Raw genomic sequence first — 12676 nt, forward strand, 5'->3', positions numbered from 1 at the left:
GGAATCATGGCAGGGCTGATCAAGCGTGAAGATATCGACGAGGTGCGTAACCGCACCGACCTCCGTGAGGTCGTCGAGTCCTATGTCACGCTCAAATCCGCGGGCATTGGCTCGTTCAAGGGCCTGTGCCCTTTTCACGACGAACGCAGTCCGTCCTTCCATATTCGCCCGCAGCTAGGAACCTTCCACTGCTTTGGCTGTGGCGAGTCCGGCGACGTGATCGCCTTCATCCAGAAAATGGACCACTCCTCGTTCACCGAAACTGTGGAACTTCTGGCTGCCCGGATCAATTACGAGCTTCGCTATGAAGACGGGGGACCGGGACCGCGCCGCGAAGACTACGGCAAGCGCCAGCGCCTGGTCGACGCGCACAAGGTCGCCGAGGAATTCTTCCGCGCGCAGCTGGCTACCGAGGAAGGAGCCGCCGGCCGCGAGTTCCTTGCCGGTCGCGGTTTTGACCAGGAAGTCACAGCCCAATTCTCCGTGGGCTATGCGCCCAAGGGCTGGGATTCGCTGCTCAAGCACCTGCGCTCCAAGGGCTTCGTTGATGATGAGCTGAAGCTGACGGGCATGTTCTCCGAGGGCAATCGCGGAATCTATGACCGATTCCGAGGACGTGTCATGTGGCCGATCCGCGACCTGTCTGGTGCCACCATCGGCTTCGGTGCACGCAAGCTCTACGAGGATGACCAGGGCCCGAAGTATCTGAACACCCCGGAGACCCAGCTCTACAAGAAATCCCAGGTCCTCTATGGCCTGGACCTGGCCAAGAAGCAGATTTCCAAGAGCCGCCAGATCGTTGTGGTGGAAGGCTACACCGACGTGATGGCCTGCCATCTGGCTGGCATCACCACCGCGGTGGCCACCTGCGGTACCGCTTTCGGCACGGACCACATCAAGATTGCCCGTCGCCTGCTGCAGGATGACGGCACCGGTGGTGAAGTCGTCTTCACCTTCGATGGTGACGCCGCAGGCCAGAAGGCCGCGCTGCGCGCCTTCGAAGAAGACCAGCGATTTATTGCCCAGACTTACGTTTGTGTTGAACCAACCGGTGCTGACCCGTGCGACTTGCGTTTGCACCGCGGAGACGAAGCTGTACGCGAGCTCATCGAGCTCAAGCGTCCGCTGTTTGAATTCGCCATCCGTGCCGAATTGAAGAAATTCAATCTGAACACCGTTGAAGGACGTGTCCAGGCCTTGCGCCAGACCGCTCCGATCGTTGCGCAGATCCGCGACTCGGCCATTCGTCCGGCATATGCCCGTGAGCTTGCCGGCTGGCTGGGAATGAATAATGAGGACGTCAACCGCTCGGTGGGCGCCTCCATCAAACGCGCCCGGTTGCCGAAGAACGCCGACCTGCAGGCACCACACCCGCAACCGGGGGAGGCTGAACAGGCAATCCCGGCGGCGGCCTTTGAACGCCCGGATCACCGCGACCCGGTGATGCGCCTTGAACGACAGGCCCTGGAAGTGGTGATCCAGCAGCCGCAGCGGTTGAAGGACGAGCAATGGCAGGCGTTCTACGAGGCTCGCTTCCTGGCCCCGGCGCACTCTGCTGTCCACGATGGCGTCGTTGCCGCGTCCAGCGCAGGCGCTTCGGCGACCTCCTGGGTTGAAGTCATTCGCGACGAAGTCCCCGAGCAGTTGCGCAGCTTCGTTTCAGAACTCGCAGTGACCAGCATTCCGGCATCTGACGAACATAGCCTGAACCGCTACTGCGCCGATATCATCAACGGCTTGATTGAGCTTCAAATCACACACCGCAAGGCTGAGCTGATCGGCCGCTTGCAGCGTGCTGAAATGGCACCCGAGGGTGAAGAATATGCCCAGATCAACCGGGAACTGATGGAACTGGAGATGCGCCGGAGGATCCTTCGCGGAACCTAGGATCCCGATTTTGCATTCGCGGGAATCTTGGGTAAAGTTATATCTCGTTGCAATCCTCCATAGCTCAATTGGCAGAGCATTCGACTGTTAATCGAAGGGTTACTGGTTCAAGTCCAGTTGGAGGAGCTTACAAGAAGGTTCCGGCTCGCATTCGCGAGTCGGAACCTTTTATTTTCGCCTGAAACCGGAATTCTGGCACCTAGTCCTGACTAGCCTCGCCAGGAAAAAGCCGAGTTAGGTAGCAGGGGCCAGTTGCTGGACCAGCGGCGGGTTTTTTGCCTAGCGGATTCAGGCAGCCGGGTTCCATAAGCGCCGGGATTCCAGATACCAGAAATACGAGAAAAGGCTGATCTCGAACCATTCGACAATGAATAGGGCCTCCTGGATGCCCGCGGCCAGCAGGATCGGCCAGGCAATCAATCCGATGAGCATCAGCACCAGGATGATTGCGTAGTGCAGCTTCTTGCCTCCGCTGGTGTCCATCGCGCACAGCGGCTTGTGGTCCAGGTGGCTGGCGATGGCGATGCCCATGGAGAAGATCAGCAGGAATGCAGCGCTGGCATGCACGCCGGCGAACTGCTTGCCTTCAACGGTCCGCCACAGCAGCAGCAGGACAAAGCCGACCAGGAGCAGGGTGCTCAGCAAACCGAGCGCTTTGGTCGCGGTGCTGTGGAACAGCGCGCGGTGCGGAGCGCGGCTAGTCCTGATTCCCAGCCAGATGAATACCGAGCTGACGACGAGAACCGCAATAACCGATACCTGCACGGAGAAGATGAGCCGCCTCTGCTCGCCCAGGGGCAGTTGCGCCAGCGTTTCACCCAGCTTGGTGGGAACCAAGGCGACGAACATGGCGTAGAAGCCGGCCAAATTCAGTGCATAGTCCTCCAGCTCGTCTCCGGTGTAAACCACCAGCAGCACTCCGGTAGTCACCAGCATCGCAACGAACAAGTCCCGTGCTGGACCCAGGTAATAGGAACTCAGGGAGTCTTCAATGCGCTGGTTGGCAATGCCATAGATGACGATGGCAACGACAAGGAGCAGGGGCACCGCGAGCAGCATGAGGCGCACGTAGCGCAATGTACTGCGGCCCGGGGAGTGTTCAAGGGAAGTGGCCATAAGTGCATTCTGTAATGAATCACCCAGGTTTTGCCAACGGGCCCGCCTAGCGCAGGAAAATTCCCGGGAGAATCGCAGGCATCGGTCCGCGGGCCAGATGCACCTGCTGGAACACCTGAATGGTGCACGTCAATCGCCCGCACTTGGCTTCCGGAAACTGCAGCTGCCTTGGGCAGCTCGGCTGGAGCCGAATCCGGGGCAAGCTAAATTGTCGGTAGGCACTGGCATGATTCTTGAAGAGTCAACAAAGACTCTTTTCGGCCGAAGTCCTCATCCGCTTGGGCTGATATCCGCCTCGGCGCCAGCGTGGCGCCGTCTTCACTCGAAGGAAGCTTTCATGTCTGTACAAAATCCGGTCGATCCGAACATGGTGCCACCGGCACCGCCTGCCAAGAGCTCAGCTGGCAAGGGCCTGGGCATTGCGGCCCTGGTCGTGGCCATCGTTGCATTGGCCCTGTGCTGGGTACCGATCGTCAACAACTTTGCCGCCGTGCTCGGTTTCATTGCTCTGGTACTGGGCATCGTCTCGCTCATTGTCGCTTCCAAGCGCCGTGGCAGCAAGGGCTTGGGCGTTGCATCGAGCATCATCGCCATCGTAGCCATCGTTCTTGTGTTCGTCACCCAGGCAGCCTATGTGAAGGCGATCGACGAGGTCGCCAACGGCATTGCCGACGCTTCCGACGGCGAAGTGGCGGCACCGGCTGAGATCATCGAGCAAACCGAAGACGAAACACAGGTATTGGCCTTGGGGCAGGCCGCTGCTGTTGGCGAGTATTCGGTCAATGTCAGTGCGGTGAACCTGGATGCCGGCGCACAGATCGCCAGGGCAAATGAGTTCAACCAGGAGGCCGAAGGCCAGTATGTCCTCGTGGACCTTTCTGTTGTCTACAACGGAGAAGAAGAAGGCGACGCATGGCTGGACCTTAATCCAGAGCTGGTGGGCTCGGATGCAAGCATCTACAGCACCAGCAGCGCGACTGCGATCACCGCCAAGCCGGGCATGGACGTTCCTACCTTGGCCAAGGGCGGGAAGGGAAGCTACCAGGTGGTCTTCGACGTGCCGGCCGAGGCCGTGGCAGATGCGAAAATCCGCATGAGCGAAACGCTCTCGTTCACTGACGACTCGGTGCTCTGGGCTGCGAAGTAGCTCGAATTCGCAGAGGTTCCGCTATCCCATCAGGGGTGGCGGAACCTCTTTTCTTTTGCCCTGGCGGCGAGGAAGCCCGCAGCTCGCGGATTGCGACCACAACATGAACACCGAAAATAGGAAGATCGGGAAAATTTTCAAGGAATTCCCCGCGCTGCCGGACCTCGGAAATACGCGAGAACCCGGGGCGATTCGCTCGCTCTCATTTGCTTCTCATGGACGCGCCATAATCCTCTCACCACCGCCTAATGCGCTCCTCACAAGGGTCTTTTAATGTTCAAAGCATGAATCGCCGCATACTTCTCATCCTCATGGTGTTGGCCGTGCCAGCGGGACTGGCCGGCGCCAGCCAGGCACTTGCCGACAAGGCCAATCCGCCCATCCCGCATCAGCAGCCAATCATTGTCCAGCTCTCACCGGCTCCCGAGCCCGCTGCTGCACAAGCGCAAGCTGAGGAGCTGATCGCCAATGGCTGATATCCATGAGCACCAGGGATCAACGGTGTCGGCACGGTTGCGCATTGTCGGGTGGATCGTGCTCACTACTGCACTGGCCCTGCTGGCCGTAACGGTTTCGATGCGTTCGATCATGTCCGGCCAAGTAGCCGAAGCTGCCAACGTGGGCATCGCGCAGGAAATCGAGGAGTTCCGGACCTTCGCCGCCGAGGGACTGGACCCGAAGACAGCTCGCCCGTTTTCCTCGATCGGTGAATTGATGGAACGCTATCTGGCCCGCCAGCAGCCGATGGCCGGCGAAGCGATTCTCGCGCAGGCCAATGGACGGGTGCTCACCGCAGGCACCGCAGCCAACCAGGCCGGGACCTGGCTGGCTGATGACCCCGTGCTCCTGGGCCGTATTCTCGATGACGCAAAGACCTCCGGAATCCTGGAGAGCAACCACGGGACGGTTCGCTGGGCGAAGGCCGAGGCCAAGGATGCCTCCGGAGCCAGCGGGGCGGGGCACCAAGCCCATCTGGTCGTCGCGCACTTCATTGGCGGGGCCCAGGAAGAAGCCAACCGGCAGGCAACCATGCTCTTCGGCGTGGCCGCCGGGGGACTGGCCTTGACCGCGGGGATCGCCTGGTTGGCAGCTGGGCAGATCATGCGTCCCATCCGCACCATGAGCGAAACCGCCGCCTCGATTAGCGCCAATGACCTCTCGGCCCGCGTTCCGGTCGAAGGACGCGACGACTTGGCGCAGCTGGCCAGGACACTGAATGCGATGCTTGACCGGGTTGAAGCTTCGCATCTGGCCCAACGCCACTTCATCGCCGAAGCACGAGAGCACCTGGGAAGCCCGCAACGCAAGATGGCAGCTGCCTTGCAGAAGCTCAACGAGGAAGAGGTGCCCCGGAAGCAACGCGGCAGGATCATCAGCACCGCGCAGGCGCACATTTCACTGATGGGGCAGACGCTTGCCGATCTGGAATTGCTGGCGCAAAGCTCGGACCCGGACTTCATCCAGCGCCGAATGGTGCCCGTCGGCGAAGTCACGGCGGACGTTGCCGCGGCAGCCGCCCGCCCGGGCGCCTACCCGGACCGCCGATTCCGCATAGCCGAGTCTGCCAAGGCCCAGGCGTGGCTGGATCCGCTGCGCGTTGCCCAGGCCATGCACCAACTGATCCAAAATGCTGTCGCGCATACCGAGGATGGAGAAAGCATCCGGATCGGTTCTGCCGCAGCAAAGGGCATGGCCAGCTTCTGGGTTGCCAACGATGGACCGGTGTTGGATCCGGACCAGGCCCGTGCCCTGCTGGAAAACTATCGCAGTGCCCCGGAAGCCGGCCAGCAAGGAACCGGCATGGGCTTGGGCCTGGCCGTGGTGAAAGCGGTCGCGCAAGCCCACGGCGGCACGGCCTGGGTGGAATCCGGAAACGGCAACGGAACCAGTTTCGGATTTTCCCTCCCGCAAGCTGATGCCGGACAAGGCATCCGCTGCGAAGAAGAATTCGCCCAATCCATGGCCAGCAGCCTGGGCGGTGAGTCATGAGCATCAAGCCAACCGCGCCACGCTCGGGATTCCGCTACACCGCCCAGCGGTCCACGGACCAAGCCGCGGAACAGGGCAACGCCGGTGCTGCACGAAACCGGTGGAGCAAGCAGAACGCAGCGCGAATCATCGCCGCACTGGTCTTGCTGGCCTTTCTCGGCTGGTGCGCCTACGGAGCCTTCGGCCCAGATGCGGGGACAGCGCAGGCATTGCCAGCCCAAGGGGCCCTGACCCTGGCGGTCTTCGCCTTGGCCATCTGGCTCTGGGTCTTCTCGCCAGTAGGCGATACCTTTATCGCCTTGGGCGCAGCAGTGGTGCTGGTGCTCATGGGCGTGCTGCCCGAAGCCGACCTGTTCTCCTCGCTGGGAGAAGACACCATTTGGCTCTTGCTGGCCGCCTTCGTGATCGCGGCGGGGATCACCGCCACGGGACTGGCTACCCGCGCCGCAGCATGGATAGCCGCAGGGGCGAACACCCCGCGGCAGCTGATCCACCTGACTACCGGCGTGCTGGTGGCTACCGCATTCGCGGTGCCGTCCACTTCCGGGCGCGCGGCCCTGGCCATTCCGGTCTTCATTGCCCTGGCCAAGGTGCTGGCGGATCGCCGCCGCATCGTCCTGGCCCTGTCCCTGGTTTTCCCCTCGGTTATCCTGCTTTCGGCAGTGGCATCCTATCTGGGCGCCGGAGCGCACCTGATCACCAGCCAGGTCCTCGCCACCGCGGGCCATGAAGGATTCTCCTTCGCCGGCTGGCTGGTCTACGGATTGCCGCTGGCTTTCGTTTCCTCCCATCTGTGCGCCGAACTGGTGCTGTGGATGTTCACCCGCAAGGAGGACCGCGCAGAACCGCTGGCGGTGGGCATCGAGCGGCTGCAGCAGTATTCGCCGGTGCCGCTCTCGGGCCCGCTCACGGTGGGGCAATCCAGGGCAGCGCTGCTGGTCTCGGCTGTGGTGGTGCTCTGGTGCACCGAGCCCCTGCACCAGCTCCATCCCGCCATCGTGGCCCTGCTTGGTTCATTGCTGGTAGCCAGCCCGGGATACGGCTCTGTAGGCCTGGCCAAGGCATTGAAGGCGGTGCCGTGGTCGATGCTCATCTTCATGGCCGCGACCCTCACCCTGGGCACGGCGCTCGCCGGAAGCGGAGCCGCCGAATGGCTGGCCCGCAAGGTGCTTGGCCCCGTCGAGCAGCTCGGCGCTGCCGCACCCTGGGTCTTCACCGTCCTCGTGGTGGTGGTCTCTGCCGCGGCGCATCTGGTCATCCAGTCCCGTTCGGCCCGCTCAGCGGTGCTGATTCCGCTGGTGGTCTCGCTGGCCCCGGGCGTCGGGGTCAACGCGGTAGCCATTGCCCTGGCTTCCACCGCCGCCGCCGGTTTCTGCCACACCCTGACCAGCAGCGCGAAGCCGGTGAACCTGTTCTCCGAGATCGAGGGCATCGAAACCTATAAGCCGGCAGACCTGCTGCGCCTGAGCGCGGTGCTCGGACCGCTCATGGTCCTGCTGGTCCTGGTCTTCGCCTTCTGGATCTGGCCGGCCATGGGACTGCCGCTGTTCCTCTGAACCACCTTGTAGCTTCACATCTCATCGCATTCATCCTCACTGAAAAGGACAACGAATCATGGCACACGCACTTCCACAACGCATCCTGGTAGCCCCTTCCGGATTCAAGGAATCCCTCGACGCGGCGGGAGTCGCGGCGGCCATCGGCGCCGGGGTTCGCCGGGCCTTGCCCGGAGCCACGGTCAAGGCAGTGCCCATCGCCGATGGCGGCGAAGGCACCGCAGAAACCCTGGCGTGCGCTACCGGCGGCCACCTGGTGCCAATGGCAGTCACCGGTCCGGTCGGCCAGCAAGTCGAGTCCCACTACGCCATGCTCGGTGGCGAAGCGGCCGGAACGGCAGTCGTCGAAATGGCCGCCGCTGCGGGCCTGCGGCTGGTTCCCCGCGACCAGCGGGATCCGGGAACCACCACCAGCTACGGTGTGGGCGAGCTGATCGCGGCCGCCATTGATGCCGGGGCCTCCAAGATCCTCGTGGGCTGCGGCGACTCGGGTACCTCGGATGGAGGCATGGGTGCATTGCAGGCGCTGGGTGCACGAATCCTTGATGCCAGCGGCCATGAGGTCAAGGCCGGCGGCAACTACCTCGGATCGGTGGACCGGTTGGATCTGTCCGGCCTGCACCCGGCCCTGGCTGCCGGGAATGTCCGGATCACCATGGCGCTGAACCCGCACAATGTGCTGACCGGCCCGCGCGGAGTGGCCCGCGTTTTCGGTCCGCAGAAGGGGGCAACTCCGGAACAGGTCGAAATCATGTCAGCTGGTTTCGAACGCTGGGCCTCGATCCTGCGCCGCGATGCGTTGGAGTCCTCGCGCTCCACGGATTTCGCTTTGGCCCCGGGGACGGGTGCTTCGGGCGGGCTGGGCGCTGGCTTGGCGGCGGTGGGGGCGGTGCTCTTGCCTCGCTTCGAGGCGATCCTGGACTCGGGCTTGGCCGGCATCGATCTGGACTCGATGCTGCGCGGAGCGGATCTGGTCATCACCGCAGAAGGCGCCATCGACTTCCAGACGCCCAAGGGCAAGGTGCCGGCGGAGGTAGCACGGCGCGCGGCGCTGCATGGGGTGCCGGTAGTGGCCTTGGCAGGAACTCTGGGCCGCGGCTGCCGAGACGTGCACGATATCGGAATTGACGCCATTGCCTCGATCATGCCGATCCCGATGACGCTGCAAGAAGCAGTGGATGACGGGGAGCGGCTGCTGATCGAAGCGGCCGAACGCTTCATGCGCACCATCATCCTGGGTGCATCAATGGCAGCAGCCCGGCTCAGCCCGCGCGAGGCCTGGTAGCAGCCAGCGGTCGCGCCCTGAATAGGAACAAGCGTGCTGCCTTGCTAGAGCACGTAGGAGGCGATGAGCTGAGAGAGGGCCCGGACATCAACTTTGCCCTTGAACTCCAGACGAACTTTGCCCAACCCGCTGAACCACAGGTCCAGCTCCGCATCCAGATCGAAGGTTCCAGCTGTTTCAAGGGAGAACGACTGGACTTTCGAATACGGTAACGAGGTGTAATCCCGCTTTTTGCCGGTCATGCCTTGCACATTGACGGCGATGAGTCGCTTGTTGCTGAAGACCACGTAGTCGCGTGCACCCTTGAAAGCGCTTAGTAGCTCTTCGCCAGTGACCATCATGGGTACGATCTCCGGTGCGACTTGTGAAAGGTCCCATGGGCCCAATTTGAAGACAGAGGAATTATTGAAATCAATCATGTAAAGAGCGTACGAAGGATGAGGGACAAATAGGCGACGACTAATTTCCCGAATCATGGTTGAGAGCCCAACTTGTCGGTACTTTCAGGTACGGTGAAATAATCAAATCTTCAACCAACAATGGGGGTCAGCGTAAATGCAACTTCGATCAAAAGTAGACTTCAGCACTGCGGTAGAAGATGTAAGGGACTATTTCGGGACCATGGGAAACGGTCGGCCCAAGTATTCTGGATCGCGCTTTGAAACTCTGGGTGAAGGTGTCGATACTGATCCACATCGAATCACTGCGACCGACTTGGTGGCGGTATCGATGCTCTCCGTTGACGTGCCAGCGCAGGCTTCCTTGGGAATCCTCGAAACGCTAGCCGAGCAAATCAGAGAATTGCTGTCCCAGATTCCGCAGGACTTGAAGTTTGAGAATTTGACACCAGAATCATTCGAGAAATATCTCGCTGAGGGATCGCCTGCGGATAAATTGTGGTCGCTTCTACGGCAACATGAAGACCCTTGGAAGGTTGGACAAACCACGGCAAGCAAGATCATGGCTCGCAAGCGGCCGGACTTGATTCCGGTTTACGATTCGGTTGTCGAAGCAGTTGCCGGGATCAAAGGCAGTGGAGAACAGTGGATCGTTTGGTACTCAGCCTTCCACGACGGTTCTTCCGAGGCCGCGGAATTTGTAGACAAGCTCAGAGCGATCAGGGCTGAGGCTGGCCAACCTCACTTGTCGTTATTACGAGTTTTGGATATTGCATTATGGAAGCAAGGAAAGCGCGAAATAAGGCATTCGTAAATCGCGCCTAGGGCTTGGCCCAGAATCGGCTCAGGCGTGCTGCCTTGACCGTTGACAACGGCGTTCAAGGCAGCACGCCTGTTTTTCGCGTATTCCCTAGAGCTCGATAGCCGCCACGGCCTGAACCGCGCGTGCCGCCTCGGCGCCCTTCTTCAGGAAATGCTCGAAGTAGAAGCCCTGGTGCTCATCATTCGAGTGGAAGTGGTGCGGGGTCAGGCTGACCGAGAAAGTAGGTACATCGGTATCCAGCTGGACCCGCATCAAGCCGTCCACTACCGCCTGGGCAACGAAGTCGTGGCGGTAGATGCCGCCGTCAACCACGAGGGCTGCGGCTACCACTGCATCGTACTTGCCGGTCTTCGCCAGGCGCTGGGCCTGCAATGGCATTTCGTAGGCGCCGGGTACGCTGACGACATTGATGGTGTATTCCTGCCCGGAAGAATCCATCTCGGCCTTGAAGCCGGCCAGGGCCTGGTCGACGATATCCGCATGCCAGCTGGCCTTGATGAAGGCGACGTTCAATGGCTTGCTCATGAGTTGCTCCCTGATTCTGCGTGCAAATGTCTAAGTCTTTTGATCTACCCTAGTGGCGTGGGTCTCAATGGAATAAATGGGGAAGGGGTTTGCGTAACGAATGAGCCGGTTCAGCGCCAGCCCATCAGCGGGGCCACGTGCTTGAGCACTGATTCGATGACGTGGGCGTTGTAGTCCACGCCCAACTGGTTTGGAACGGTGAGAAGGAGCGTATCCGCCGCGGCGATGGCTTCGTCTTCGGCCAGCTTCTTGGCCAGTTCATCTGGTTCCCCGGCATAGGACTTGCCGAAGACCGCACGGGTCTTCTCATCGATGTTGCCGATCTGGTCCGAGCTGTAGCGGTCACGGCCGAAGTACTGCCAGTCGCGCTCATCGGTCAGTGCGAAGATGCTGCGGCTCACCGAGACGCGCGGTTCGCGTGAGTGGCCGGCTTCCTTCCAGGCGTCGCGGTAGAGCTGGATCTGCTCGGCCTGCTGGACGTGGAAGGGCTTGCCCGATTCATCGTCCTTGAGCGTGGAGCTCTGCAGGTTCATGCCCAGCTTCGCGGCCCACACTGCAGTGGCATTGGATCCGGAACCCCACCAGATGCGTTCGCGCAAGGTGTCCGAATGCGGCTCGATGCGCAGCAGGCCCGGGGGATTGGGGAACATCGGGTTCGGGCTAGGCTCGGCGAAGCCTTCCCCGGAAAGCACCTCGAGCAGGCGCTCGGTATGCCGGCGGCCCATATCGGCATCCGATTCGCCCTCGCGCGGCTCGAAGCCGAAGTGGCGCCAGCCGTCAATGACCTGCTCGGGCGAACCACGGCTGATGCCCAGCTGCAGGCGGCGATTGGAAATCAGGTCGGCGGAGCCTGCATCCTCAGCCATGTACAGCGGGTTCTCGTAGCGCATGTCGATGACGCCGGTACCGATCTCGATGCGGCTGGTTCGCGCGCCGATGGCAGCCAGCAGCGGGAACGGGGAGGCGTATTGCTGGGCGAAGTGGTGCACGCGGAAATAGGCGCCGTCCGCGCCGAGCTCCTCGGCGGCGACCGCCAGATCGATGGCCTGCAGCAGGGCATCGGAGGCGGTGCGGGTGCCTGATTGCGGGTGGTCGGTCCAGTGGCCGAAGGACAAGAATCCGATGTTCTTCATGCTTGAGGCAACAAGTAGTCTCGAATGGTTATTCCAGTCCTAGCCTCGTGGTCTGCTAGAACTGGCGGGCGGCGACGCCGGCTCGATGCGCAGTGGCGAGCGCCTCTTCGAGCTGCGCGATAGTCACTGGCTGACCGCGATCGGCAAGGTGCGCGGAGTAGAAATTAGCGGGATCTTGGGCGTAGACGTGAGTGTAGCCACCGGATTCGGGCTCGGCGCGCCACGAATCAGCCAAGGTTCCGGCATTGACCGTGTCGAAGCCCAACGCTTGGACAAGTTCCAGCACTTCGGTCTTGGCAGCAAGGTCATCGCCATATATTGGCAACGCGGTCCTCGGAGCTGAATTGACCAGAAGCGGGATGTGATGCGCCACGATGTTGTTGAAGGCTTTGGTGATGCGGGCGCCGGGAAGGAGCGATGCTTCCAATTGCGCAGTAGTGGACTTCAAGGAATCGAGAACTTCTATGCGCCCGTCGCGGGATGGGTAGTAGTTGCCGGTGGATAGGACCGTCTTGTTGGCAAGCACCTGGGTTGGAAGGTCCGAATAAGCCGACAGCGGGATGGCCAACACGACGATATCGCCATATTCAGCGGCTTCAGCAACGGTTGCCGCGTGCGCGTTGTCGCCGAGTTCTTCCACCACGTCGGCGAGCGAGGCGGTGCCGCGTGAGTTCGCGATGGCCACGGTGGCGCCAGCGGCCACAGCTAGGCGAGCAATGGCCTGGCCGATATTTCCGCTACCGATAATCCCGATCTTGGTTGTGCTCATGGGTTGCTCCGAATTCTTATCTTGTGGTCGATGAGGTATCTAAGGGTG

12 protein-coding genes and 1 tRNA gene are annotated in these 12676 nt (G+C 61.4%); 8 read left to right on the forward strand and 5 right to left on the reverse strand.

The window, feature by feature from the left end:
* Positions 1–6 precede the first annotated feature (6 nt).
* Together dnaG and CQ012_RS07600 are read left to right on the forward strand one after the other, a co-directional pair.
* Positions 7–1887, forward strand: a complete 1881-nt coding sequence (dnaG, locus tag CQ012_RS07595; RefSeq protein ID WP_105657213.1) for a DNA primase — start codon at positions 7–9, stop codon at positions 1885–1887.
* A 53-nt stretch (positions 1888–1940) separates the two neighbouring features.
* A tRNA-Asn gene (locus CQ012_RS07600) sits at positions 1941–2013 on the forward strand.
* A 162-nt stretch (positions 2014–2175) separates the two neighbouring features.
* On the opposite strand, the gene CQ012_RS07605 is transcribed toward CQ012_RS07600, so the two are convergent.
* On the reverse strand, positions 2176–3003 hold the full coding sequence (locus CQ012_RS07605) for a hypothetical protein (protein ID WP_105657214.1): 828 nt from the start codon (positions 3001–3003) through the stop codon (positions 2176–2178).
* A gap of 337 nt (positions 3004–3340) precedes the next feature.
* Between CQ012_RS07605 and CQ012_RS07610 the strand changes: the two genes are divergently transcribed.
* The 5 genes from CQ012_RS07610 (at position 3341) to CQ012_RS07625 (ending at position 8980) form a co-directional block, all read left to right on the forward strand.
* Complete coding sequence (locus CQ012_RS07610; protein ID WP_105661785.1) at positions 3341–4150, forward strand: DUF4352 domain-containing protein; 810 nt, start codon at positions 3341–3343, stop codon at positions 4148–4150.
* A 284-nt stretch (positions 4151–4434) separates the two neighbouring features.
* Positions 4435–4626 (forward strand): hypothetical protein, encoded by a 192-nt coding sequence (locus tag CQ012_RS17410; RefSeq protein ID WP_133833006.1) that lies wholly within the window; start codon positions 4435–4437, stop codon positions 4624–4626.
* Positions 4619–6139: an ATP-binding protein gene (locus CQ012_RS07615; protein WP_105661786.1), complete on the forward strand. Its 1521-nt coding sequence runs from the start codon at positions 4619–4621 to the stop codon at positions 6137–6139. The genes CQ012_RS17410 and CQ012_RS07615 overlap by 8 nt, the downstream gene beginning before the upstream one ends.
* Positions 6136–7695 (forward strand): SLC13 family permease, encoded by a 1560-nt coding sequence (locus tag CQ012_RS07620; protein ID WP_105661787.1) that lies wholly within the window; start codon positions 6136–6138, stop codon positions 7693–7695. Before CQ012_RS07615 ends, CQ012_RS07620 begins: the two co-directional genes overlap by 4 nt.
* A gap of 58 nt (positions 7696–7753) precedes the next feature.
* Positions 7754–8980 carry a glycerate kinase family protein gene (locus CQ012_RS07625; protein WP_105661788.1) on the forward strand — a complete coding sequence of 409 codons (1227 nt, stop codon included), beginning with the start codon at positions 7754–7756 and terminating at the stop codon, positions 8978–8980.
* Positions 8981–9024: 44 nt separating this feature from the next.
* On the opposite strand, the gene CQ012_RS07630 is transcribed toward CQ012_RS07625, so the two are convergent.
* Positions 9025–9399 (reverse strand): PH domain-containing protein, encoded by a 375-nt coding sequence (locus CQ012_RS07630; RefSeq protein WP_105661912.1) that lies wholly within the window; start codon positions 9397–9399, stop codon positions 9025–9027.
* A 136-nt stretch (positions 9400–9535) separates the two neighbouring features.
* Between CQ012_RS07630 and CQ012_RS07635 the strand changes: the two genes are divergently transcribed.
* Positions 9536–10192, forward strand: coding sequence for a DUF6308 family protein (locus CQ012_RS07635; protein ID WP_146112926.1), 657 nt, complete (start codon positions 9536–9538; stop codon positions 10190–10192).
* A 96-nt stretch (positions 10193–10288) separates the two neighbouring features.
* Here CQ012_RS07635 and CQ012_RS07640 read toward each other — a convergent pair whose 3' ends face one another.
* The 3 genes from CQ012_RS07640 to CQ012_RS07650 form a co-directional block, all read right to left on the reverse strand.
* Positions 10289–10726 (reverse strand): 6,7-dimethyl-8-ribityllumazine synthase, encoded by a 438-nt coding sequence (locus CQ012_RS07640; protein ID WP_105657220.1) that lies wholly within the window; start codon positions 10724–10726, stop codon positions 10289–10291.
* A 110-nt stretch (positions 10727–10836) separates the two neighbouring features.
* Positions 10837–11859: an LLM class flavin-dependent oxidoreductase gene (locus CQ012_RS07645; RefSeq protein ID WP_105657221.1), complete on the reverse strand. Its 1023-nt coding sequence runs from the start codon at positions 11857–11859 to the stop codon at positions 10837–10839.
* A 55-nt stretch (positions 11860–11914) separates the two neighbouring features.
* On the reverse strand, positions 11915–12667 hold the full coding sequence (locus CQ012_RS07650) for an NADPH-dependent F420 reductase (RefSeq protein WP_286134163.1): 753 nt from the start codon (positions 12665–12667) through the stop codon (positions 11915–11917).
* Positions 12668–12676: the final 9 nt, after the last annotated feature.

This window comes from Arthrobacter sp. MYb214 (assembly GCF_002979865.1).
Lineage (GTDB): Bacteria > Actinomycetota > Actinomycetes > Actinomycetales > Micrococcaceae > Glutamicibacter.

Excerpts from the sequence above, each read along its gene's own strand:
- dnaG (WP_105657213.1), top strand. The coding sequence starts at position 7 with ATGGCAGGGCTGATCAAGCGTGAAGATATCGACGAGGTGCGTAACCGC.
- CQ012_RS07610 (WP_105661785.1), top strand. The coding sequence starts at position 3,341 with ATGTCTGTACAAAATCCGGTCGATCCGAACATGGTGCCACCGGCACCG.
- CQ012_RS07635 (WP_146112926.1), top strand. The coding sequence starts at position 9,536 with ATGCAACTTCGATCAAAAGTAGACTTCAGCACTGCGGTAGAAGATGTA.
- CQ012_RS07605 (WP_105657214.1), bottom strand. The coding sequence starts at position 3,003 with ATGGCCACTTCCCTTGAACACTCCCCGGGCCGCAGTACATTGCGCTAC.
- CQ012_RS07645 (WP_105657221.1), bottom strand. The coding sequence starts at position 11,859 with ATGAAGAACATCGGATTCTTGTCCTTCGGCCACTGGACCGACCACCCG.
- CQ012_RS07615 (WP_105661786.1), top strand. The coding sequence starts at position 4,619 with ATGGCTGATATCCATGAGCACCAGGGATCAACGGTGTCGGCACGGTTG.
- CQ012_RS07620 (WP_105661787.1), top strand. The coding sequence starts at position 6,136 with ATGAGCATCAAGCCAACCGCGCCACGCTCGGGATTCCGCTACACCGCC.
- CQ012_RS07640 (WP_105657220.1), bottom strand. The coding sequence starts at position 10,726 with ATGAGCAAGCCATTGAACGTCGCCTTCATCAAGGCCAGCTGGCATGCG.
- CQ012_RS07625 (WP_105661788.1), top strand. The coding sequence starts at position 7,754 with ATGGCACACGCACTTCCACAACGCATCCTGGTAGCCCCTTCCGGATTC.
- CQ012_RS07630 (WP_105661912.1), bottom strand. The coding sequence starts at position 9,399 with ATGATTGATTTCAATAATTCCTCTGTCTTCAAATTGGGCCCATGGGAC.
- CQ012_RS17410 (WP_133833006.1), top strand. The coding sequence starts at position 4,435 with ATGAATCGCCGCATACTTCTCATCCTCATGGTGTTGGCCGTGCCAGCG.